The organism is Mycobacterium paragordonae (genome assembly GCF_003614435.1).
GTDB lineage: Bacteria > Actinomycetota > Actinomycetes > Mycobacteriales > Mycobacteriaceae > Mycobacterium > Mycobacterium paragordonae.
In genome coordinates this window covers 6695271-6718799 of the sequence record NZ_CP025546.1, presented here as the reverse complement: position 1 = coordinate 6718799, position 23529 = coordinate 6695271, and the positions used below count along the sequence as shown (strand labels likewise).

The following is a 23529-nucleotide window of genomic DNA, read 5'->3' as shown; positions in this document are numbered from 1 at the left end:
CGGATCAGGAGGCGGCCTGGATGGTGATCTCGGAGACGTCGGCGCGGCTCTTGCCGTCTGTGGTGCCCAGCGTCGAGATCCAGACCAGCAGGTTCGAGGTCGGCGAGGACGCCTTGACCTGAATGGTGTTGTGGCCCGGCTTCAGCGCGGTGGCCGGCGTCAACACCGTGGTGTCTTCCAGCTTCGACGGGTTCGGCGAGGATGACGAGCGGATCTCCACCTTGGTCCCGGTGCTCGAGACGTCGATGCCGACCACGCCGACCACGGTCGGCTTGGGCAGCTGCAACATCAAGCCGACCCCGTTCTTGAAGCCGGGGAAGGGGACCGAGTCGGAGTAGGTGTCGGTCTGCCACACGGTGCCCGCGTTTCCGTCGATCGCGTTACCCGCATCGCCGGGGTTGTCGGCGTCGCCGCCGGGGGAGAAGACCGTGGCCTTGGTGGGCTTGACGAAGCTGCCGGACGGCGCCGAGCTGCCCGGTGACTCCGACGCGGCCGACGAAGTCGGGTTGTTCAGGCCCAGCTGGTCGCCCTTGAGGCCGTTGCCGACGTCGCCGAAGATCTTGCTGACCACGGAAGCCAGCACCAGCAGCGCCACCAGCAGGACGGCCCCGCCCGCGCCGAGGCCGATCAGCAGGTTGCGCCGCCGCCGGGTGTAGATCTCACCGCCGCGCTCGGCGGCGCGTCGTGGCGATGCCGGGGCGGGCGGTTCGGCGATCGGTCCGATCACCTCGGTCCGGTCGGCCACCGCGGTGGCCTGCTGCAGCAGGTTTAAAAGCGTTGAGGCACTGCGTATTCCGCCGTCCTCCTGCACCGATCGGACGGCGACCGCGGAGATCTGGAACGGGATGTCGCGATCGACGACGGTCGGTTCGACGGGCTGGCCGTTGGCGTCGCGGTCGGCCGGCGCCAGGCCGCTGCGCACCCCGGACTCGGGCAGCGGCCAGCGGTTGACCAGCAGCGCATACAGCGCGGCGCCGATGCCGCGGATGTCGTCCTGCGGGTTGGCGTCGGGCATCGTCGCCGGGTAGGCCAGCACGACGTCGCCGTCGATGCTCACCCGCACCCGGCTGGGGTGGTCGAGGGACAGCGCGACGCCGGCGCGGTGGGCGGCGTCGGCCGCGGCGGCCAAGGACTGCATCGCCCGGATTGCCCCGACCGGCGACGGTGAGGTGTCGGCCACCTCCTGCAACGAGCCGCCGCGGATCCATTCCGAGACCACCAGGCCGCCGGATCCGGTGTGGACGACGTCGAGGATCCGGGCGATGCCGGGCTTGTCGATCCGGCTGAGCCGCAGGGTGCGCGACAGGATCTCCTGCAGCACGTCCTCGGGCAGCGAGCCTTCGGGGTCGACGAAGGTGAGCGCGACCTGCCGGTCCAGGGCGGTGTCCAGGGCCTGCCAGAAGTGCAGCGGCGGCGTGCCGCCGTGGGAGATCAGCAGCCGGTAACGGCCGTTGGCGATGCGCGCCCCGGGCACCAGGTTGAGGTCGTCCTGGGGTGGCTCGGCATCGCGCTCGCGGGGCGCGTCGAACGGGACAGGTCCGCGGGGGTCGACGTCGCCCGTCAGCCGATCCCGCGCGGGTGTGCCCCGACTCGGGATGTCGGGCTGGAAGTCGTCGCCGGCCATCGAACTCGGTGCGGCGTTATCCGAAGTGCGGTCGGTCACCTCCAGTCCTTTCGCTAGCCCGGCCCTGGCCACCGGAGGTCTGCGCCGGATCGGCTCCTGGACCGCATCTCCCCCCGGCAGGGACGATTTTCTTTGCTCAGGGTACGTGACGGGGCGACCTGCGGACGACACCGTCGGGTTGGCCGGGGCCGCGGCCGGGGCCGGGGCTCGGGGGCGGGTTCGGCGCCGGATGACGGCAGCGGCCGCCTGGGCTTCGGGTACGCGTGCGCCGAGCATCACCCCCGCCAAGATCGGCACCATGATGACCGCGAGGAGGAACAGGCGCAGCAGCGAGCCCATGCCGCCATGCTCGGTCAACCGGTGCAGACCGAGCAGGCGGTCGGCGACGTGGGCGACCAGCCCCGCCAGCAGCGACGCCGAGGTCGCCACCAGGATCGTGCGCACCGTCCCGAGGTCGATCAGCGCCCCGCCCTTGGGCCGCAGGCTGCGGCGCAGCAGAAAATGACCGACGACGGCGCCGGCCAGAAAGCCCAGGCCGTTGGCCGTGCCGAGGTAGCCCGCGATCAGGTCTTTGTTGTTCGTGACGTGCGGCGCCAGCAGCGAGCCGGCGATCTTCACCGAGGTGATCACCAGGATGATCACGATCGGCGTCCACGGTTGTTCGCGGGCGTAGAAGACCCGCAGTTGCAGCAGCACCAGGGCGTAGGGGATGAGGGTGAACGCCGACAGTGCGATCGCGGCACCCAGGTATCCGGCGTCCACCTGCCCGAAGTGCCCGTAGGCGAACAGCGCGCTGCCCATCGCCGGGCCGCCGACCGTCATGAACGCCACCGCCGGGATCAGCGTGATCATGGTCAGGCGGGTGGCCAGCGACAGGTCGGCGAGCACCGCCGGAATGTCGTCGGCGGCGGCGTTGCGGCTGAGCCGGGGCATCACCACCGTCAGGATCGTGACGCCGATCATGCCGAACGGCAGCATCAGCACCAACCAGGTGTAGTTGTAGATCGCCGGTCCCGACGCGGCGGCCGAACTGGCGATCTGGTTGCCGACCACCAGGCCGAGTTGGCTGATCAACACGTAGAGCACCATGGCCGCGGCCATGGTGCCGAAGCGCTTGAGCCGATCGTCTAGGCCCCACAGTGGGCGCAGGCTGATGTGCTCGCGTCCGATCGCCACCAGCAGCACCGCGGTCTGGGCGAACACGCCCAGGGTGGTGCCGACGCCGAGCACCAGCAGCTTGGCGTTGCTCATCTCGACGGGATCGACCGACAGTTCGCCGGGGACGGCCAGATACACGCCCAGAGTCGCGATCGCGACGACGTTGTTGACGACGGGCGCCCAGGCCGGCGGCCCAAAGACGTTGCGGGTGTTCAGGATCGCCATGAACACCGAGGACAGGCCGTAGACCAGCACCTGGGGAAGCAGCAGGTAGGCGAACGCGGTGGTCAGCGACTCGTTGACCTCGGGGTTGCGGCCCAGCATCAGCCGCACCAGCAGCGGTGCCGCGGCCACCGACAACACGGTGGCGACGATCAGCAGGGTGGTGGCCAGGGTGACCAACCGCCGCACGAACGCCGCCCCGCCGTCGGGGTCGTCCTGTTCGGCGCGGGCCAGCACCGGCACGAAGATCGCGGTGAACGTCGCTTCGAGCACCAGGGCGGCGACCAGGTTGGGCAGCTGGTTGGCCACCGAGAAGGAGCTGGACAGTGCCGCACCCAGGATGGCGGCCAGCAGCACGATCCGGGCGAAGCCGGTGAGCCTGCTGATCAGGGTGGCGAATGCCATGCCCCAGGACCGCGACACCACCGCGGCGTCGGACAGTTGCTCGGGGCGGGGCCGCTTGGGATCCTCGAGCTGCTTTTGCTGCGGCGTCCAGCCGGGGCGCGGCGGCAGGCCCGGCGGCGGCACGGTGCTGCGCGGCTGGGACAGCTGATGTCGAGGTGGCTGTGACGACGACCGCTGCGGCGCCGGCTGCACCCCTCGGGGTGCGGGGTTCATACGCGGTGCTCTTCGTGGACCCGTTGCTCGATCGCCCGCTCAACCGGAGGCCGCGGGTGGGCGCTCGCGGGCGGGTCGGGCCGGTCGAGGTCGGCGGGGTCGGGCTGGCCGCGGAAGCGGTGCCACAGGCGGCGCCCGGCAAGGGCGACCAGCACCGCCGCGGCGGTGAGCGTGATCGCAAACAGCACCTTGCCGTAGGCGTTGGAGTGCACCGACAGCCGCACGGGTTCGCCCAGGGTGGTGCCGTCCGGGGTGCGCAGCCCGACGTCGATGGCGACCCGCTGGGTGAAGTTGACCTCGATCGGGACCCGCAGCGGAAGGTAGCCGGGCGGCAGCTCGATTTCGCCCATGTCGGTCACCGTCATGCCCGGTGGGGCGTTGACCTGCAGCCGCACCCGGATCGGCACGGCCAGGCCGTTGTGCAGCGCCAGCGGCAGCGGGCTGTGCTCGGTCGCCAACGTGTAGGAGCCGCCCGGGTTCACGATCGTTACCGAGCCGAAGAAGTCGTTGATCGTGGTGCCCACCACCGTCAGGCGTTGCTGGGCCAGGCCGTTGCGGGTGTCCGGCGGCACCGACTCGCTCAGCGCGCGCAGCATGTCCTCGCGCAGCGGCGCGGTGTACTGCGGCCCGGTCAGGCCGGTGCGCTCGTCGGTCATCAGGGCCGAGGTCAGCTTGAACAGCCGGCCCACCTGGCCGGTGATCTCGCCGGTGATCTCGTCGCTGAACCTGCCCCGCTCGGTCGGGTAGGCGCCGGGCGGCACCGGCGGTTCGATGCGGGCGGCCGCGTCGGCGACCAGCGCGGGCAGCGGCCGCGGCACGGCCAGACCCGAATGAATCGACGTGGCCAGCGCGGTCAGGATGAACTGCGCGTCATCGCCCTGCAGCGACCACACCGCCGGGGGCACCAGGATCTGGGTGCGCGGGGCGGCATCGGGGGTGAGGCTGCGCCACAGCATGGCGCCCAGCGCGTCCTGGCGCCGGGCGGTGGCCGAGTCGTGGTTGACCCGGATCGACAGCGACGGATCCAGGTACGTGGGGACGGTCGGGTTGGTGCCCGCTCCGGCCAGCGCCGCCCCGACGGCGGGGTCGAACGGCGCGGCGACCACCTGGGTCGACAACCGGTGCGGTGTGACGTTGGCGCTGCCGGCGTCGCCGGCGTCCTGCGCGGAAAGGTCGGCCGCGGCGACGGCGACCGTGTTGTCGTTGGCGTTGAGCAGGCTGACGGCGCGGCTGGTCAGCGGACCGTCCGGGAGCAGGGCGGTGCCCCGGACCGACGTCACATCCAGGATGCGGTCGATGATCTCGCCGTTGCTGACGGTGGCGGTGGAGCTCAGGCCGGGGTCGTTGACCCGCTGCAGGGCGTCCAGGTCGGCCAGGGCGTAGGGCATCGGCGCCACGCAGGTGCGGTGGGCCAGCGCGCGCAGCCGGTTGAGCCAGGTGGTCGCGGCGGCCTGCCCAGTGCCCGGGTGAGTGGGAGTGCCGGGCAGCTGTGCCGGACCGTCGGGGGAGTTGGACACGACGTAGCCGGCGGTCATCGCGTTGACGGTGACGATCAGGTCCGGGTCGACGGCCAGGCACAGCGCGCGCCCTACCGCGCCGTCCGGGTCGACGTCACGGCTGGTCGCGAGTTCGGCGGCGGACAGCAAGGTGTCCAGGCGACCGCCGTTGGCCAGGGAGTTGGCCAGGTCGTCGTCGACCATGCGGACCGGGATGGTGCCGCCGGGGACTCCCGGCGCCAGCCGCGGCCGGTCGGCCAGGGGCCACAGCATGGTGATCCACACCGGTTTGGTGGTTTCGGGTGCGACGGCGGGCGCGGCCTCGGCGCCCTTGTCGGCTTTGTCCGGCGGAACGCCCACCACCGGCAGCAGGAAGCGGGCGTTGTCCAGGCGCGCGGGCGCGCCGTAGTCGGGGGTGCCGTTGACGTTGACCAGGACGGGAAAGATGCCGGGCTTGTCGACGGCCAGCGACGGCTGGGTAAGTGAGCGCAGCGGCGCGGACAGGGTGAAGCCGGCCTGCTGCCCGCGCTGCAGTTCCGGCGAGACGGTGAGGAAGTCCGCGGCGGCCTCGTACTGGTCGGTGCTGCCGTCCAGCGAGGTGCGCAGGCCGGGGGAGGCAGAGACGGCCGAGGCGTGCTCGAGGCGGACCATCACGTCGCGGACCGGGCGGTCGCCGATGTTGGTGACCATGCCGCTGACGGTGACGACGGGGTCGCTGGTGGTGGTGACGACGTCCGGGGACACCTGGTCGATGCGGACCTGGACGAAGGGTGTCGCGGTGGGCTCGCCCGCGCGGGCGCGCGGTGTGGCGCCGGGTGCGGTGAGCAGCATCCCGAAACCGGCCATGATGCCGATCACTGCGGCGAGACGCACCAACCTGACCCAGCGGGAACGCAACGCCGTCACGGCCCCCGCCCGTGACCGTTCTTTTTGCCCGGCTCCGGGTCGTTGGCGTGCCGGGTGCGGGAGTGGGTCTGCGGCCGTCGCCGCGGCGCGCTCGGCGGTAGCGGCGGCAGCGCGTGCTCGCCGTCGTTCTGCAGCTTGTCGATCAGCTCGTCGGCCCGTTCGGCCAGGCGCCGTTCGTCGGCGTAGGCCAGCCGCGAGGGCAGTTCCCGGATCGGCACCCAGGCCACCTCGGCAACTTCCAGGTCTTCGTCGCACAGCTCCCCACCCAAGAACCGCATCAGATAGTGGTGCACGGTCTTGTGCACCCGTCGTCCGTCGGTGACGAACCAATAGTCGATGCGCCCCAGCGCGGCAAGCACGCCGCCGCGGATCCCGGTCTCCTCGGCAACCTCACGGATGGCGGTCTGCTCGGCAGTCTCACCCATCTCGATGTGGCCCTTGGGCAGCGACCACAGCATCCTGCCACGCCGGTCGATGCGTCCGATCAGGGCGGCCACCTGCGTCTCGCGGGGGCCGTCGATGCCGTCGATGACCAGGCCGCCGGCGGAGGTTTCGTGCACCGTGCGCATCCGGTCGGGGACCCTGCGGGGCCGGGGGCGGCGCTTGGCGGCGGCGGCCGGCGTGGGTACCGTGTCGGCGGGCGGCTGGCTTTCCGTATTGTTCTCCGCCGGACGTGCGCCGCCACGACCGCGACGCCGACCGCGGCGTCGACGTGGTTTGGCTTGTTCGCCCTCCGACACCCAAGCGATATTAGCTGGCACGGGCCCGTGTTCCCGATGCACTCGCCGTCGGCGGGCACCTTTGGTCACGTGAGTCGCGTGCGGCTCATCCGTCACAGCAGTCTCTGGAATGGCCGATGAGGTGTTTGCCCGCTTCTGCGCGACACACATCCAGTGTGCGGTGGCCGCTTCGAGCGTGCGGCGGCCGCGCGATTTGTGCGTTCGGGCCGCGGTAGCCGCACACCCGAGTCGGTGGACGCACACTCAATGCCAGGGCCACCGCCTGGACGTGCGCTGAGTCACCACGACATTCCTATTAGGCTCACCGAACGTGGCCGAACCCGTCCCGGATGCCGAACTGCTGACCGCTGCTGCGGTCGCGTTGCACCAGTACGCGCCCCAGTTGCGCGAGCTGGGTGCGGCATTCGCCGCCGCCGGCCATGAGCTGTACCTGGTCGGCGGGTCGGTCCGCGACGCCGTGCTGGGCCGGCTGAGCCCGGACCTGGACTTCACCACCAACGCGCGGCCCGAGCAGATTCAGCAGGTCGTGCGGCCGTTCGCCGACGCGCTGTGGGACACCGGGATCGAGTTCGGCACGGTCGGAGTCGGCAAAGACGGACACCGGCTGGAGATCACCACCTTCCGGGCCGACACCTATGACCAGGTGTCGCGCCATCCGGAGGTGCGGTTCGGCGATCGCCTGGAAGACGACCTGGTGCGCCGCGACTTCACGGTCAACGCGATGGCGGCGCGCATCACCGCGGACGGCCTGGGCGAGTTCCTCGACCCGCTGGGCGGGCTGGTGGCGTTGCGCGCCAAGGTGCTCGACACCCCGATGCCTCCGGAGGTGTCGTTCGGCGACGACCCGCTGCGGATGCTGCGCGCAGCGCGGTTCGTCTCCCAACTCGGCTTCACGGTGGCACCCCGGGTGCTGACGGCGATCGAGCAGATGGCCCCGGAGCTGGCCCGGATCAGCGTCGAGCGGGTGGCCGTCGAGCTGGACAAGATGCTGCTTGGGGCGCACCCGGTGGCCGGCATCGACCTGTTGGTGCAAACCGGCATGGGCGAGGTGGTGCTGCCCGAGATCGGGGGCATGCAGATGGCCATCGACGAGCACCACCAGCACAAGGACGTCTACCAGCATTCGCTGACCGTGTTGCGCCAGGCGATCGAGCTGGAGGACGAGGGCCCGGATCTGGTGCTGCGCTGGGCCGCGCTGCTGCACGACATCGGCAAGCCAGACACCCGGCGCCACGAACCCAACGGCGGGGTGAGCTTCCACCACCATGAGGTGGTCGGCGCCAAGATGGTCCGCAAGCGGATGCGGGCGCTGAAGTACTCCAAGCAGATGGTCGACGACGTGTCCCAGCTGGTGTATCTGCACCTGCGGTTCCACGGCTACGGCGAGGGCAAATGGACCGACTCGGCGGTGCGCCGCTACGTCACCGACGCGGGCCCGCTGCTGGGGAAGTTGCACAAGCTGGTGCGGGCGGACTGCACGACCCGCAACAAGCGCCGGGCTGCCCGGTTGCGCGCGTCCTATGACCGGCTGGAGGAGCGGATCGCCGAGCTGGCCGCGCAGGAGGACCTGAACCGAGTGCGTCCGGATCTGGACGGCAACGAGATCATGCGGCTGCTCGACATCCCGGCCGGCCCGCAGGTGGGGGAGGCGTGGCGGTTCCTTAAGGAACTGCGGCTGGACCGCGGGCCGCTGTCGAACGAGGAGGCGACCGCGGAGTTGCTGGCGTGGTGGAAGACGAAGGGCCCTGGCCAATCGGACTAGTGCGCCTAGTCTGAACACATGAAGTCGGTGTCCGGTAACGAGGGCGACGCCCCGGTGGACTCCTCTGCGAATCAGACCCCGCGCATATTCGGTCAGCTGCCGATGCTGGCGGTGCCGGACGATTTCAACGAGCCGCTGCCGGACGCCGAAATCGCGGCCTGGGTAGGCCACGCGCCGTAGCGGCGGCAGTGCCGGTCAATAGCAGCTCCGAGCCTCCGACGCCCATGACCCACGACCGCGAGATGCTGCGCGGGGCACTCACGCCGACCATCCAGGCATGAATGGGGAACCGACAGCGCGGTCCTACCGTCGAACCCCGCATGGACTACTGCTTGGGCGGAGACGACGGCGCGGCCTCCATCTGGACTCGCCCCCTCGATCTGGACCTCGACGGCGACGGCACGTTCGACGCGATCGGACTGGATCTGGACGGTGACGGTCTGCGGGACGACGCTCTGGCCGACTTTGATGGCGACGGGATGGCCGACCACGCCGTGCTCGACATCGACAATGACGGAACCCCGGAAAGCTACTTTGTCGACGACGGATCCGGAACGTGGGCGGTCGCGGTCGACCGCGACGGGCAGGTGCGTTGGTTCGGCCTGGACGGCGTGGAGCATTCCGGCGGACCTCTGGTCGACTTTGACGGACAGGGCCGTCCCGACGACCGCCTGTTCGACACCGACGGCGACGGGATGGCCGACAGGGTGGTCAGCAGCGGCCCCGACGGGGTGACTGGATATATCGACACTGACGGTGACGGGCTCTGGAACCTTCGTCTGACGGATATTGATGGCGATGGATTGGCTGACGGCGCCGCGACATTATGAATTCAATGTTGAATAGCACCAGCTAACGCGTTACGACAATTACCCAGGTGTCACTCCGTTTGACACGTGGCCGATTCTCGTGTCCACTAAACAACCTGCTTAATGCCTGTGTAGCAACGGCATCGGGTGAAGTGACAGCCTACTGAAGCTGGTCTAGTTTTACGCAGACCCGAGCTCGGAGAGTGCAATTAATTGAGGGAGACGTAAATAATGGCAAATGCCACCGTTGTCACTCCGGAACTGCTGCGCAGTACTCAGCAGCGAATCGAAACACGACTGCAAGAGGCGGTGACGATCGCCAACCAGTACCTCAGTGGTCACGAGAACATCATCAGTGCCACCGGGTGGGCGGGCGACGCAGGCTCGACATCTCTAAACACCGCCGGCCACATCCACCACGATCTGCAGCAGATCATGACGGGCGGCCAGCGGTTGGCGCACGGGCTCGGCCGGGCCGCGGCTCTGATGGAGAACCACGAAGCAGATGCCGCACACGACCTCAACGGTGTGTTCGGTGGGGGAGTTCAGGCGGTCTAGTTCGCTGCGCTGTCCACTCCGAAAAATCCCCGAATCACCCAGGTAAGGAATCAATCGTCATGACAGATCAGATCGTCTACAACCACGGCGCCGTGATCGGCTTCGCCGGTGAGGTCGGTTCGCAGGCCGCGCAACTGATGGAAATCCACGCCGATGTCCTGCACATGACCCAGGCGCTCGGCGACTTCTTCCAGGGCCACGGCGCCACCGCATTCTTCGACGCCCAGCAGCAGATGTTGCACGGCCTGGAGGACCTGATTCAAACCGTGAGCCGCCACGCCCACACCGTTCACAACGTGGACGAGATGGCGCAAGCGACCGACGCCCAGATGGGCACCTTGTTCACCTAGCCACTTCGAGCGGACCGGCGGGGCGCATGCACAGCGTGCGCCCTTGGCCCGCATTGAGGGACACCGTGTTAACCACCACTGTCGACGGCCTATGGGCCCTGCAAGTACTCACGGGGATCGAGACCATCGCTCCCGAGTTGGGTCTGCGGCCGCATTTGCCCAGCGTGGAGCCCAAGCAGTTGGCGCTGCAGCACCCGGTGACCGCCGAATTGCGTGACGTCGGTGCCGTCGAGGAGTGCGGCGCGGTCGATCCGACGGTAGTGGAGTGGCTGACCGTCCTGTCGCGCCGGGACGTCGCGTTGGTCCTCCATATCCGGACGCCCCGCGACGACGAACCGGCCCGGGTGCTGCTCGCCAGGTTCGCGCAGTGGTGGGTCGTCCTGGAACGCTCCGCGGATCTGATTCGCATCAGTGGCGCCGGCACCGCCACCGCCGAGGGGACGGCGGACACTGTGCTCAACCAGCAGATCGAGCGGTTGTGCGGCCGCAACGAGCCGGCGCCGTTACGGCCGGTCACCCTCGACGCCGGCGCCATGCGCAGCGCGGCGGCCGGCCAGGAAGCACTGCAGACATTTCTGGCCGGGCAGCGTGTCGATGCTGACCAGTTGCGACTGCTGACCCTGGCCGCAGATCCGGACCGATCGGCACAAGCGTCCGTCGTCGCCGCGCAGTCGGGGGTGGAAACGGGACGGTTTCAACGCACCCATGTCGAAGCGGGTGCGGTGACCATCATCGACACCCTGGAAGGCCGGCTGGTCGCCGAGGAAGTCGATCACGGCGGCACGACGTGGATGATCATCGCCCCCGGAACCCGTAGCAATATCGCCGCGGCGATCAACCGCATGATGCGGCGCCTGCCCGCCCATCAGGACTGGCATTCGTACCGCAAAGTTGTGTAGTCGAGAGGTATCACCCAAGTGTTAGTAATCGCGCCGTGACGAATACATGGAACGCAAGCCCGCACGCCCCCGAACAGAGCGGGCGTTACCAGCACCAGGAATCCGTCTCGGGCACCCTGCGCATTTCCGACATGGTGGCGCCCCGCAAAGTGCCGCCCGGGTCCGGTTGGCGCAAATTCGTTTACGCAGTCTCCTTTCAGACCATCAATCTCGGGGAGTCACCGGCCGAACGGCACTACCGGGAATTGCAGACGCGGATCCGGCGCCACATCCGCAAGCAGTACGTGATCGGGGTGATCTCAGGAAAGGGTGGCGTCGGCAAGACCACGATGACTGCCTGCATCGGCGGCGTGTTCCGGGAATGCCGCCCCGACAATGTCGTCGCCATTGACGCTGCCCCGGGGTTCGGGACGCTGGCCGGTCGGATCGACGAGTCCCCGCCAGGCGACTACTCGGCCGTCTTGAACGACACGGACGTCCAGGGCTACGCCGACATTCGAGAACACCTGGGGCAGAACAGCATCGGACTCGACGTGCTCGCGGGCAACCGCGCCTCGGACCAACCGCGGCCCCTGGTGCCCTCGATGTTCACCGGAGTGCTCTCTCGGTTGCGTCGCACCCACACCGTCATCGTGGTGGACACCTCCGACGACCTGGAGCACCCGGTGATGAAGGCAGTGCTCGACGCCTGCGATGCCCTCGTCTTCGTCTCGGGTTTGACCGCGGACACCTCGCTGCCGGTCACCCGCGCGATCGACCTGCTCCGCTCGATGGGTTTTCACGAATTGGTGTCCCGCAGCACGGTCATCCTGAATGACAGCCGCAACAAATACGACCCGGACGCTCGCAAGTACCTCACCGAGCGTTTCCGGCAATCCGGGGCGACAGTCGAATTCATGCCGTACGACCCGTATCTGGCCAAGGGCGGCATCATCGACACCCGCCACGAACTGCGAAAGCAATCCCGGCTTCGGATCTTCGAGATCACGGCGGCTCTGGCCGACAAGTACATCCCGGACGCCGACAGGCCATGTTAATGGCGAAGGTGTCGTTTCCCGCCCGGTGTGCGGTCGCCGTCGTATGGGGTGAACACCTTCTCTCCCAGGTCTACCCAGCATCGGTGCCGATCGAGGTCTTCATCGACAACGCCGTCGAACTCCTCAACGAGGAGCTCAAGCGCCGCGGTCTGGGTGGCCTGGATGCCGGCGCCGGTTACGAGCTGCACAAAGCCAACGGTGTACGCCTGGACGTGACGAAGACCCTCGACGAACTCGGCGTTGAGGACGGCGCCACACTGGCGCTGGTTCCCGCGACTGACGGCGAGTCTTTCGAGCCGCAGTACGAATCACTGTCCACCGGGCTGGCCCGGGTCGGCAAGAAACTGTTCGAGCCGGTCACAGTGCAGACCGCGGCCCACACCGCCTTGGCGATCACGGCAGCCGTAGCCGCAACGATCCTGGGACTCGCTGTCCGCCAACGCATCTCATCCGACACGCTGACGCCAACCATCCTGGCCGGGAGCCTCGGATTGCTGTCCGCCGGAGGTGCCGTCGCGGTGCGGCGACGGTGGCCCCACCGCACCGACCTGATCGACGTTCTGGGATGGCTGACCGTGCCGTTGGTCGCGGCGGGACTGGGCGCGGGCGCGCCGGGCCACCTGGGTGCGGCGCACGTTTTCATCGCCGCGCTTACGGCGGCGGTGTTGGCGTGGGGCCTCAGCGCGACGACAGGACGTCACGTCAGTGCGGCAGCGACGGTGGTGACATTGTGCGCATTGGGCGGAAGCGTTGCAGCGGTGCGGATGTGGTGGCCCGTGCCCGCCCAGTGGCTGGGGATGTGCACCCTCGTCACCTTGCTGTTCGTCCTGACTTTGGCCCCGACGATCGCACTCTGGGTCGCGCGGATCCGGCCACCGTACTTCGGCTCGATCACCGGGCGCGATCTGTTCCGGCGCAGCGCCGGACTGCCGAGCGATGCGGTCTCGCCGGTCAACGAGGGCGCTGACGACGAGGACGCGAATCCCGACACCACGCCACGCGGCACACAGATCGCCGCGGCCGCGATACGAGCCAACAGCGTGTTGACCGGAATCTGCGTCGGCGCCGCGGCCGGGTTACCCGCCGCGGTATGGGCATCGCTGATGCCGGGGCGTGACCGGGCGACGGCGGCCGCGGTACTCGCCGCGCTCTTCGTGGTGATCTTCATCAGCCGGGGGCGGGCCTTCGCCGACAAACGCCAGGCCGTTGCGCTGGTGGCCGGGGCGGCCGCAGCGACTTGTGTCGGAGTCGTCAAACACGTTGTGCACGAACCGGCTTCGTCCGCTCAGGCGCTGGTCGTCGCGGCGGTGTTCCTGGTCGCCTTCGCGGGGGCGGGACTGTTGGCGGCATTGCTCGTACCGGTCACCAGATTCACCCCGCTGGTGCGGATGGCCGCAGAGTGGCTCGAGATCGCGGCCATCATCGCCGCGCTGCCGATCGCCGCCTGGATCGGCGGGCTGTTCACCTGGGTACGGATGCGATGAGGCCGACAACGGCAACGGCCCGCCGAATGAGCGCCAGTGCGCTGGCCCTTCTCGTCGTCGGACTGTCAACGAATTACCCGATGGCGCAGGCTATTCCACCGCCCACGATCGACCCGTCCCGGGTACCCGCGGACGGCAGGCCGGCCGCCGATCAACCGATGCGGCAGAGCAACATGTGCGCCCGGACCATCACCGTCGCCGACCCCAACGTGGCCGTCACCGCCCCGGGCTTCACCATGCTCAACATCAGCAAGGCGTGGCAGTACTCGACCGGTAACGGCGTGCCGGTGGCGATCATCGACACCGGCATCAATCCCAGCCCGCGGTTGCGGGTCGTCGCCGGCGGCGACTACATCATGGGTGGCGACGGCCTGATGGACTGCGATGCCCACGGCACCATCGTGGCGTCGGTGATCGGCGCCGCACCGCAGGGCAGCCCGATGCCCGCTCCGATGCCCGCGACTCCCGCCTTTCCACCACCGGCCGGTCCGCCTCCGGTCGAGGGCGCACCGCCACCGCCCGGCGGCCCACCGCCGCCACCTGCGGCACCGCCGCCACCCACTCCCGTTACGGTCACCGAAACCCGACCGGCACCGCCGCCGCCGCCCGCTGACGAACCGTCCAACGGCCCAGGGGACCCCGGCGCCGGAGGAACCGAAACCCCGGAGGTGCCCGCACCGCCACCGGGAGCGCCCGACGGCGTCATGGGGGTCGCGCCGCATGCGGTGATCATCTCCATCCGCCAGTCGTCGCGGGCCTACGAACCGGTGAATCCCGGACCGGGCGACATGGAAGCCCGCAAGAAGGCGGGCTCCATCGCCACGCTGGCCAGCGGCATCGTGCACGCGGCCAACATGGGCGCCAAGGTGATCAACATCAGCGTCACATCGTGCGTCCCGGCCGCCGACCCGATGGATCAGGCCGCCATCGGCGCAGCCGTGTGGTACGCGGCCACGGTCAAGGACGCGGTGATCGTCGCGGCGGCCGGCAACGACAGTGAAGACGGTTGCGCTCAGAACCCGTCGTTCGATCCGCTGAACGCCTCCGATCCCCGGGATTGGCATCAGGTCAAGACCGTCTCGTCGCCTTCGTGGTTCTCCGACTACGTGCTGTCGGTGGGTGCGGTCGACAACACCGGCGCGGTCATCGCCAAGAGCCTGGCCGGGCCCTGGGTGGCCGCGGCCGCACCCGGTGTCGGCATCATGGGTTTGTCGCCTCAGTCCGGCGGCCCCGTCAACGCCTATCCCCCGATCCGGCCCGGCGAGAAGAACATGCCGATCTGGGGCACCAGTTTCTCCGCCGCCTATGTCAGCGGCGTCGCGGCGCTGGTGCGGGCCAAATATCCGGGGCTGTCGGCCCACCAGATCATCAACCGCATCGTCCAGACCGCACACAATCCACCCCGCGGAGTGGACAACCAGGTCGGCTACGGAGTGGTGGATCCGGTGGCTGCGCTGACCTTCGATGTGCCTGCGGGGGAGCGGCTTCCGCCCGCAGTGCACAGTCGGATCATCAGGCCGGCAGCGCCGCCGCCGGCGCCGGATCACCGCGCACGGACCGTCGCGCTGATCTTCGCGGGCATCGTCATGGCCGGGGTGACGATCGCCGCCCTCGTTTCCCGGGCGCGGCGGGAACGATGACGCACGGCGTCCGGCTGACCGTGATCGTTGGCATCTTCCTGATCAGCTTGCTCGGCTGGGCAGCAGGCGGCTATCCAGGCGCCGCAACGGGTTTCGCGGTCGGGCTGATGATCGCCGTCGTTCCCTGGCGGGGCCAGACGGTTTGGTCGTGGCTCACCTTGTGGCGGCGGCGCAGACGCTCGATCGAGTGGACCGAACCGCACACCGTGGCCAATGACCGCGCGGGTGGGGGAGTGCGCTGCCAAGACGGCAGTTCGGTAGCCGTGGTGCAACTGCTGGGCAAGGCGCACACGCCGACCCTGTTCACCGGTTCGACCTCGACCCACACCGAGAATGCCTTCGACGTCAACGATTTGGAGCCGCTACTGCGGCAGACCCTGGGGCTGCGGGTGGCATCGATCAGCGTCATCAGCACCGGAGCGAGACGGCGTGCTACCGGCGACTATGCCCGGGTGTACGACACGTTGATCGGCACCCCGCCTTACGCCGGTCAGCGTGAGACCTGGCTCGTCATCCGAATACCTGTGCTGCCCAACGCCGGAGCGCTGCAGCCGAGAGCCTCGGTGGGCACCGCAACGCTGGCAGCCGCGCAACGGATCAGCGCGGCGATGCGCCGGCGCGGCATCCGCGCCAAGGTGGCGACAGCCACCGACATTGTCGAACTGGAGCGGCGACTGGGCGCGTCGGCGCTCGATCCGTTGAACCGCCGCTGGGGCTCGGTACGCGGGGAAGGCGGCTGGCTGACCACATACTGGTACCGGCCGGCAGATATCACCACCGAGAACTTGGCGCAGGCCTGGGCGACGCGTGCGGACGGAATCACGCAGAAAATCACCCTATTCGGTGACGGGACCATGACCGCTACGGTCACCGTCCGCAGTGCTCAACCGCCGACGGCGCCACCGTCCATGTTGTTGCAGACGCTGCCGGGCGAGCAGGCGCCGGCGCTGGCCGCCAATCTCTGCGGGCCGATGCCGCTGATCCGCGGAATTCGGTACGGGCACTTGACCGATCCCCTGGTCATCCCGATCGGACCGTCCGGAGTACTGCTGGGCAAGGTGGACGCCGGGAACAGGATGATGCTCCCCCTTGACGATCCCGGCGAATTCAGCCGGGTGCACATCGCCGCGGATGATGCGCTGGCCAAACGCATCGTGGTGAGACTGGCCGGCGCGGGCGAGCGGATCACGGTGCACACACGAAACTCCGCGCGGTGGGCGAGTGTTCGGATGCCGGACGTCGCCGTCACTGATCTGGCAAAGCCGATAGCCGGTACCACGATCAGCGTCGTCGACGGCACCGTCAGTCCCGCGCCCCGCCCGAATACGGTTGTGTCGGTGGGGAAGCCGGACGACGAGTACCGCGGCTCGGCGAATGTGATCATCACGCAGACTGTTCCCGCCACCGTATCGGTAGCGGCCGCCGGACAGGTGCACACGGTCGAAATCGAGCTGTTTCGCGCCGAGAATCGTTATGTATCAACCGAACCCGCTGATCTTCGCAACGCTGACCTCGCAGCGGCGGAATCACCATGACGACCGGCACCATGACCGCTGCCGCGCGGAAGCGCTTCGACCAGGGTATGACATTGCTGGACGGGGATCTCGCGACGGCAGGGGCACGCTTTCGTGAAGCGACCGAGATCGATCCGTCGATGGCGGATGCCTGGCTGGGCCGCATCGCCGCGGGTGACGAGTCGCTGCCGACGGTGCAGCAACTGTATAACTACGGGTCCCGGCTGCATCGGGAGACCAACCGGCTCGGCGTGCGCCTGGCGGCGCCCATCAAAGCGGGCCCGTACCTGTCGATTTCGGTGACAGAGTCGTCGCATGCCGGGCTCGCGTTGGCCAGCGCACTGGTCGATGCCGGCCGGTACGCCGAGGCCGACGCACTGCTGCGTGATCCCGCCCTGCTGGACACCTGGGAGAACCACCAGTGGCAGCAGTACATCGACGCCTACCTGATGTTCGCCACCCAGCGATGGCCGGACGCTGTCGCTGTTGCGGCGACGGTCTTACCGCCCCAGGCCATCATCATGTCGGCGGTTACGGCGGCGACGTGCGCGTTGGCCGCGCATGCGGCCGCCCACCTGGGACAGGCGCGTGTCGCGCTGAGTTGGGCCGAGCGGGTCGAGGTCCGTGGCGCGGCGGCCGTGGCGCGCCGGGACCGCAACGAGAACGCCATCACCGCAATCGATTCCGGGGACTACCCGTTGATCGCTGCCGATCTGGCGTATGTACGGGGGATGGCGCACCGTCAGCTCGGCGACGAACCGCAGGCGCACGAATGGCTGTCCAGGGCGGCGATCAACGGCGCGTTGATGGTGTCCGCCCAGCAGGCGCTGGCCGACACCACCCTGCAGCTCCTGATCACCGACGAAGAGACCATCGGCACCCGAACGGACAAATGGGATGTGAAAACCCAGCGGTCCGCACAGCAGCGCACCGATGCCGAACACGAGGAGCGGCGGAACCAACTGTTAGAGGAGGGGCGCGCCCTGCTCGACAACCAGGTCGGACTGGCCGAAGTCAAGCGTGCGGTCGCCGAATTGGAGGACCAGATCGAGGTCCGGGCGCTGCGGCTGGCGGCCGGACTGCCGGTGGCAAGTCAGACCAACCACATGTTGCTGGTCGGCCCACCCGGCACCGGAAAGACCACCACCGCCGAAGCACTCGGCAAGATCTACGCCGGGCTGGGTATCGTCCGTCATCCTGAAATCGTCGAAGTGAAGCGGGCGGACTTCTGCGGTGAGCACATCGGGGCGTCCGGCCCGAAAACCAATGAGCTCATTGATCGGTCATTGGGCCGGGTGTTGTTCATGGATGAGTTCTACTCACTGGTGGAACGACACCAGGACGGGCGACCGGACATGATCGGCATGGAAGCGGTCAACCAGTTGTTGGTAGCGCTGGAGGTGCACCGATTCGACTTCTGCTTCATCGGCGCCGGGTACGAGAAGGAGGTTGACGAATTCCTCACGGTGAACCCGGGTCTGGCCGGACGGTTCAACCGCAAGCTGCGATTCGAATCGTATACACCCGAGGAACTGGTGGAAATCGCAGTGCGATACGGCAATCCGAGAGCGACCGTGATCCAGCCGGGTGCGGCGGAGGCGTTGCACGCTGCGTGTGCGACGCTGCGTTCGTATCGGGCACCGGACGGCACCCACGGCGTCGATCTCATGCAGAACGGACGCTTCTCCCGCAACGTCGTCGAACGGGCTGAGCGACTGCGCGATTCGCGAGTAGCTGCCCAACACCGCAGCGCCAGAGGGTCAGTGACGATTGACGACCTGCAGACCCTGCGCACCGAGGACGTGGTCGCCGCGGTGCGCGAGGCCTGTGCGGAGAAGCACGTACCGGTCGAGCTCTAGGGGCCGGCTAAACCTCGACGACGACCGCCCCGCCCTGACCGCCGCCCGCGCACATCGCGGCCACCCCGATGCCACCGCCGCGCCGCATCAGCTCGTACGTCAGCGTCGTCACCATCCGCGCCCCGGACGCCGCGATCGGATGGCCCAGGCTGCAGCCGCTGCCGAAGAAGTTCACCTTCTCCTCGTCGATGCCGTACTCGCGGCACGCGGCGATCGGCACCGAGGCGAACGCCTCGTTGATCTCCCACAGCGCCACGTCGTCGACCGACAGGCCGGCGCGCTGCAGCACCTTGCCGATCACCTTGACCGCGCCCAGCCCGCAGTCCCGCGGCGCCACGCCGGCGGCGGCCCACGCCCGGACCTTGCCCATCACCTGCAAGCCTTCGGCGGCGGCGTAGTCGGCGTCCACCAAGGCCACCGCGGCGGCGGCGTCGTTGGTGCCGCTGCTGTTGCCGGCCGTGATGGAGAAGCCCTCGATCTCCGGGTGCAGCACCTTCAGCCCGGCCAGCTTTTCCACCGTGGTGTCGCGGCGCGGGTGCTCGTCGACGGCGAACTCGGTGACCGACCCGTCGAACTGGGTGACCTTCAGCGGCAGGATCTCATCGGCGAACTTTCCGGCGTCCTGGGCTGCGACGGCGCGCTGGTGCGAGCGGGCCGCCCAGGCGTCCATCTCCTCGCGGGTGATGCCGACCGACTGCGCGGTGTTCCACCCGACGGTGATCGACATGTCCTTGGCCGGTGCGTCCGGCGTCTCGACGTGGGTGGGCGGCATCCACCGCTCCTCGAACTTCAGCTCCGGGCCGGGAATGCGCCAGTTGGTCAGCGGCGTCATCGACAGCGACTGCACGCCGCCGGCGATCAGCACCCGCTCCATGCCCGATCCGATCTGGGCGGCGGCGTTGCCGATCGCGGTCAGGCTGCCCGCGCAGTGCCGGTTCACCGACTGGCCCGGCACGTGCTCCAGGCCCGTGGCCGTCGCTGCGTAGCGCGCCAGATCACCGCCGCCGTAATGGGATTCGGCGAAGATGATGTCGTCGATGGCCGACGGGTCGACACCCGAGCGGCGCACCACCTCGGGCAGCACCGCGGTGATCAGCGTCTCGGGCGGGGTGTTGACGAGGGTGCCCTTGAAGGAGCGGCCGATCGCCGTCCGGACGGCGCCAACGATTACGGGTGTGGCCATCTTCTAACCTCGTACTCTCTACCGGGGGAATCAGGCCCTATCGTAGCAAGTACCGTATTTACAATAGTAACCGCAGGTGTAACGTCATCGGCCGCAGGTGACGACCTATTGCTGCGGCCACGGTGGTCCTGGTGGTGGGTACCGCGGCGGAGGGTAGTACGGCTGGCCGCCGGGTGGCGGCGGATACTGCGGCGGGTACTGCGGTGGGTACTGCGGCGACGCACCGCGCGGCGGGTAACTCACCGGGCCGCTCGGCGGCATGGATACCGGAGCGGCCGGACGGTTCACTGCGGCCCTGATCCCCAGCCCGACGCCGGCGATGGCCACCACGGAGCCGACACCGAGCACCACCCATCCCATCGTGTGGTCGAGGTTGCGTCGCTCCTCGTAGGTGCGGGTGGGCTGCTTGTGCTTCTTGCAGGTGTCCCCGGGCTGCATGACCTTGTCGTCGCATTTCACGACGGTCTCGAAGGCGAAGAGGGCGCCGAAGACCATCATCCCGAGCCCGATGACGAGGATCATTACTGCTCCCAAGATCCTGTTACTCATGGGCACCTCTCCGCAGAATCGTCGAGCCCAGTCACGGTCGGCACCTAGATACTGCGCGTGAACTGCGGGTATGTCCACCGCTGCCTTCGAAACTGCTGTGAGACAGGAGCTTTGGTTTCGGGCGGGCACACAACGCAGCTGCCGGAGCCAGAAAGCTGCGGGGCCGACCGCCCGAGGCGCGTTTTGCGCCCGCACTACTACGTTCCGCCCGGATAACAACCCGGCATGAATAGCGCCGTTTACGCACCCGTTACGTCTAAACTGCTGCCAGGATTGACACGCCGCACGAACTCAATGAACGGAGTGATTCGGGGGTGCACCGGATCTTGCTGATGGCGGTGGCGCTGGCCGTCGCAACGGCACCGTTCACGGCGCCGCCAGCACTGGCAATCACCCCGCCCCCGATAGATCCCGGCGCGCTGCCCCCGGATGTGACCGGTCCCGATCAACCCACCGAACAGCGCGTCCAATGTTCGGGCCCCACGGTGCTGCCGGATTCGACCTTCCACGACCCGCCGTGGAGCAACTCCTACATCGGCGTCGCCGAAGCCCACAAGTTCGCCACCGGCGCCGGCGTGACGGTCGCGGTGATCGACACCGGCGTCAACGCCTCCCCCCGCGTTCCGGCCGAACCCGGCGGCGATTTCGTCGACCAGGCCGGCAACGGCTTGTCCGACTGCGATGCCCACGGCACCCTCACCGCGGCCATCATCGGCGGCCGCCCCGCCCCCACCGACGGCTACGTCGGCGTCGCGCCCGACGCCCGCCTACTCTCGCTGCGCCAGACCTCGGAGGCCTTCGAACCCGTTGGCGCGCAATCCAATCCGAACGACCCCAATTCCACCCCGGCCGCCGGGTCGATCCGCTCTCTGGCCCGCGCGGTGGTGCACGCCGCCAACCTCGGCGCCAACGTCATCAACATCAGCGAAGCCGCCTGCTACAAGGTGACCAAACCGATCGATGAGGCGAGCCTCGGCGCCGCCATCGATTACGCCGTCAACGTCAAGAACATCGTGATCGTCGTCGCGGCCGGAAACACCGGTGGTGATTGCGCGCAGAATCCGCTGCCCGACGCCGCCAACCCCGGCGACCCGCGCGGGTGGAACAAGGTGCAAACCATCGTCACGCCGGCCTGGTACGGCGACTCGGTCATCACGGTCGGGGGCATCGGCCAGGGCGGTGTCCCCAGCACGTTCTCCATGCACGGACCCTGGGTCAACGTGGCGGCTCCCGCGGAAAACATCGAATCCCTCGGTGACCGGGGTGATCCGGTGAATGCCCTGCAGGGCAAGGAAGGACCGGTGCCCATCGCCGGCACCTCCTTCGCCGCGGCCTACGTCTCCGGCATCGCGGCCCTGGTGCGGCAGCGCTTTCCCGAACTCACGCCGGTGCAGGTCATGCAGCGGATCGAGGCGACTGCGCGTCACCCCGGCGGAGGTGTCGACGACCTGGTCGGATCGGGCGTGGTCAACGCCCTGGCCGCGTTGACGTGGGACATCGCCCCCGGGCGGGCCACGATTCCGTACGACGTCCGGCGGATGCCGCCGCCGGTGATGGCGCCCGCCCCCGACCGGGTGCCGATCACGGTGGTGACTCTCGCGATCGCGGGCCTGCTGGTGGCCCTCGGGTTCGGCTCGCTGGCGGCGCGGGCGTTGAGGCGCCGTCGATGACCAACCCGATCCGGCTGAAATTCAGCACCGGGCACACCCTGGTGCTGGCGGTGCTGGCGCCGGCGGCCATCCTGTGGTTCCTGCCGACCCGGTACTGGTGGGCCGGCATCGCGCTCGCGGCGGCGGGCGCGATCGTCGCCTTCGTCACCTTCTTCGGACGGCGACTGACCGGTTGGGTGGCAACGGTTTTCGCGTGGCTGCGCCGCCGGCGCAAACCGCCGGACATCCCGTCCGAGCCCGAGGTCGGGGCCACCGTGAAGCCCGGCGATCACGTCGCGGTGCGCTGGCGCCGTGGCCACCTGATCGCCGTCATCGAACTCAAGCCGCGACCGTTCACCCCGACCGTGATCGTCGAGGGCAAGGCGCACACCGACGACGTGCTGGACACCCGGCTACTGGAACACCTGCTGGAAGTGCACTGTCCCGACCTCGAGGCAGACATCGTCTCGGCCGGCTTCCGGGTCGGCCGGTCCGGCAGCCCGGACGTGGTGAACCTGTATCAGCAGGTGATCGGCGCCGACCCGGCACCGGCACACCGTCGCACCTGGATCATGCTGCGCGCCGACCCGGAACTGACCCGCAAGTCCGCCCAGCGCCGTGACGAAGGCGTCGCCGGCCTGGCCCGGTACCTGGTCGCCTCGGCCACCCGCATCGCCGACAACCTGGCCAGTCACGGCGTGGACGCGCTGTGCGGGCGCAGCTTCGACGACTACGACCACGCCATCGACATCGGCTTCGAGGGATTCGTGCGGGAGAAGTGGTCGATGATCAAGGGCCGCGACTCCTACACCGCGGCCTACACCGCCCCGGGCGGTCCCGACCTGTGGTGGTCGGCGCGTGCCGACCGCACCGTCATCCGGGTGCGAATCCGGCCCGGGATGCCGCCGCAGGCGACGGTGTTGCTGACCACCGCGGGCAAACCCAAGACGCCACGCGGCTTCACCCGGCTGTACGGCGGGCAGCGGCCCGCCCTGACCGGGCAGAACCTCATCGCCGACCGGCACTGCCAGATCCCGATCGGATCGGCCGGGGTGCTGATCGGCGAGACCGTCAACCGGTGTCCGGTCTACCTGCCGTTCGACGACGTCGACGCCAGCCTCAACCTGGGTGACGCCCAGACGTTCACCCAGTTCGTGGTTCGGGCGGCGGCCGCGGGCGCGCACGTGACGGTGGGTCCGCATTTCGAGGAGTTCGCCCGGCTGATCGGCGCCCAGATCGGTCAGGTCGCCAAGGTGACCTGGCCCAACGCGACGACGTACCTCGGCCCGCACCCCGGGGTGGAGAAGGTGGTGCTGCGGCACAACATGGTCAGCACGCCGCGTCACCGCCAGTTGCCGATCCGCCGCGTCTCCCCACCGGAGGAAAGCCGTTACCAACTGGCCTTGCCGAAGTAGCCGGCGTTCGCGAATTTGGTGCAGGAACCCCGAAATTTAGCGACGATAATGGTTAGA

18 protein-coding genes are annotated in these 23529 nt (G+C 68.7%); 13 read left to right on the top strand and 5 right to left on the bottom strand.

Features of this window, described 5'->3' with window-relative positions; genetic code table 11:
- Positions 1 to 4 precede the first annotated feature (4 nt).
- The 3 genes from C0J29_RS30105 to C0J29_RS30095 all read right to left on the bottom strand — a co-directional run bounded on the left by C0J29_RS30105 (position 5) and on the right by C0J29_RS30095 (position 6764).
- The gene (locus C0J29_RS30105) at positions 5 to 3517 is read right to left on the bottom strand and encodes a lipid II flippase MurJ (RefSeq protein WP_371872510.1); all 3513 of its coding nucleotides are present in this window, start codon (positions 3515 to 3517) and stop codon (positions 5 to 7) included.
- Between the two features lie 101 nt (positions 3518 to 3618).
- The gene (locus C0J29_RS30100) at positions 3619 to 6024 is read right to left on the bottom strand and encodes a hypothetical protein (protein WP_120794438.1); all 2406 of its coding nucleotides are present in this window, start codon (positions 6022 to 6024) and stop codon (positions 3619 to 3621) included.
- Positions 6021 to 6764 carry an NUDIX hydrolase gene (locus tag C0J29_RS30095; RefSeq protein WP_065162753.1) on the bottom strand — a complete coding sequence of 248 codons (744 nt, stop codon included), beginning with the start codon at positions 6762 to 6764 and terminating at the stop codon, positions 6021 to 6023. Before C0J29_RS30095 ends, C0J29_RS30100 begins: the two co-directional genes overlap by 4 nt.
- A 310-nt stretch (positions 6765 to 7074) precedes the next feature.
- Between C0J29_RS30095 and C0J29_RS30090 the strand changes: the two genes are divergently transcribed.
- The 11 genes from C0J29_RS30090 to eccA all read left to right on the top strand — a co-directional run bounded on the left by C0J29_RS30090 (position 7075) and on the right by eccA (position 18676).
- Positions 7075 to 8526, top strand: a complete 1452-nt coding sequence (locus C0J29_RS30090) for a CCA tRNA nucleotidyltransferase (protein WP_120794437.1) — start codon at positions 7075 to 7077, stop codon at positions 8524 to 8526.
- Between the two features lie 18 nt (positions 8527 to 8544).
- Entirely contained in the window at positions 8545 to 8706 is a 162-nt protein-coding gene (locus C0J29_RS33055) for a hypothetical protein (RefSeq protein WP_162951355.1), read from the top strand.
- Positions 8707 to 8846: 140 nt separating this feature from the next.
- Positions 8847 to 9356 carry a pullulanase gene (locus C0J29_RS30085; protein ID WP_120794436.1) on the top strand — a complete coding sequence of 170 codons (510 nt, stop codon included), beginning with the start codon at positions 8847 to 8849 and terminating at the stop codon, positions 9354 to 9356.
- Between the two features lie 210 nt (positions 9357 to 9566).
- Complete coding sequence (locus C0J29_RS30080; RefSeq protein WP_065047604.1) at positions 9567 to 9893, top strand: type VII secretion target; 327 nt, start codon at positions 9567 to 9569, stop codon at positions 9891 to 9893.
- 59 nt (positions 9894 to 9952) lie between these two features.
- The gene (locus tag C0J29_RS30075) at positions 9953 to 10243 is read left to right on the top strand and encodes a WXG100 family type VII secretion target (protein ID WP_065047602.1); all 291 of its coding nucleotides are present in this window, start codon (positions 9953 to 9955) and stop codon (positions 10241 to 10243) included.
- 65 nt (positions 10244 to 10308) lie between these two features.
- The gene (locus C0J29_RS30070; protein ID WP_120794435.1) at positions 10309 to 11142 is read left to right on the top strand and encodes an ESX secretion-associated protein EspG; all 834 of its coding nucleotides are present in this window, start codon (positions 10309 to 10311) and stop codon (positions 11140 to 11142) included.
- A 35-nt stretch (positions 11143 to 11177) separates the two neighbouring features.
- Complete coding sequence (locus C0J29_RS30065; RefSeq protein ID WP_240743994.1) at positions 11178 to 12179, top strand: MinD/ParA family ATP-binding protein; 1002 nt, start codon at positions 11178 to 11180, stop codon at positions 12177 to 12179.
- Positions 12179 to 13663 (top strand): type VII secretion integral membrane protein EccD, encoded by a 1485-nt coding sequence (eccD, locus tag C0J29_RS30060; RefSeq protein WP_082994123.1) that lies wholly within the window; start codon positions 12179 to 12181, stop codon positions 13661 to 13663. The genes C0J29_RS30065 and eccD overlap by 1 nt, the downstream gene beginning before the upstream one ends.
- Before the next feature lie 26 nt (positions 13664 to 13689).
- Positions 13690 to 15303 carry a type VII secretion-associated serine protease mycosin gene (mycP, locus tag C0J29_RS30055; protein ID WP_371872474.1) on the top strand — a complete coding sequence of 538 codons (1614 nt, stop codon included), beginning with the start codon at positions 13690 to 13692 and terminating at the stop codon, positions 15301 to 15303.
- On the top strand, positions 15300 to 16838 hold the full coding sequence (gene eccE / locus C0J29_RS30050; RefSeq protein WP_120794432.1) for a type VII secretion protein EccE: 1539 nt from the start codon (positions 15300 to 15302) through the stop codon (positions 16836 to 16838). Before mycP (C0J29_RS30055) ends, eccE (C0J29_RS30050) begins: the two co-directional genes overlap by 4 nt.
- Positions 16835 to 18676: a type VII secretion AAA-ATPase EccA gene (eccA, locus tag C0J29_RS30045; RefSeq protein WP_120794431.1), complete on the top strand. Its 1842-nt coding sequence runs from the start codon at positions 16835 to 16837 to the stop codon at positions 18674 to 18676. Before eccE (C0J29_RS30050) ends, eccA begins: the two co-directional genes overlap by 4 nt.
- Positions 18677 to 18683: 7 nt before the next feature.
- Here the strand turns inward: eccA and C0J29_RS30040 are convergent, their stop codons facing one another.
- Positions 18684 to 19859, bottom strand: a complete 1176-nt coding sequence (locus C0J29_RS30040) for a thiolase family protein (RefSeq protein ID WP_120794430.1) — start codon at positions 19857 to 19859, stop codon at positions 18684 to 18686.
- A gap of 105 nt (positions 19860 to 19964) precedes the next feature.
- Positions 19965 to 20408: a hypothetical protein gene (locus tag C0J29_RS30035; protein WP_162951592.1), complete on the bottom strand. Its 444-nt coding sequence runs from the start codon at positions 20406 to 20408 to the stop codon at positions 19965 to 19967.
- Positions 20409 to 20722: 314 nt separating this feature from the next.
- Here C0J29_RS30035 and mycP (C0J29_RS30030) point away from each other — a divergent pair, with 314 nt between their 5' ends.
- Both mycP (C0J29_RS30030) and eccE (C0J29_RS30025) read left to right on the top strand, forming a co-directional pair.
- Positions 20723 to 22078, top strand: coding sequence for a type VII secretion-associated serine protease mycosin (gene mycP / locus C0J29_RS30030; RefSeq protein ID WP_120794428.1), 1356 nt, complete (start codon positions 20723 to 20725; stop codon positions 22076 to 22078).
- Positions 22075 to 23472 (top strand): type VII secretion protein EccE, encoded by a 1398-nt coding sequence (gene eccE, locus C0J29_RS30025; protein ID WP_120794427.1) that lies wholly within the window; start codon positions 22075 to 22077, stop codon positions 23470 to 23472. The genes mycP (C0J29_RS30030) and eccE (C0J29_RS30025) overlap by 4 nt, the downstream gene beginning before the upstream one ends.
- Positions 23473 to 23529 lie beyond the last annotated feature (57 nt).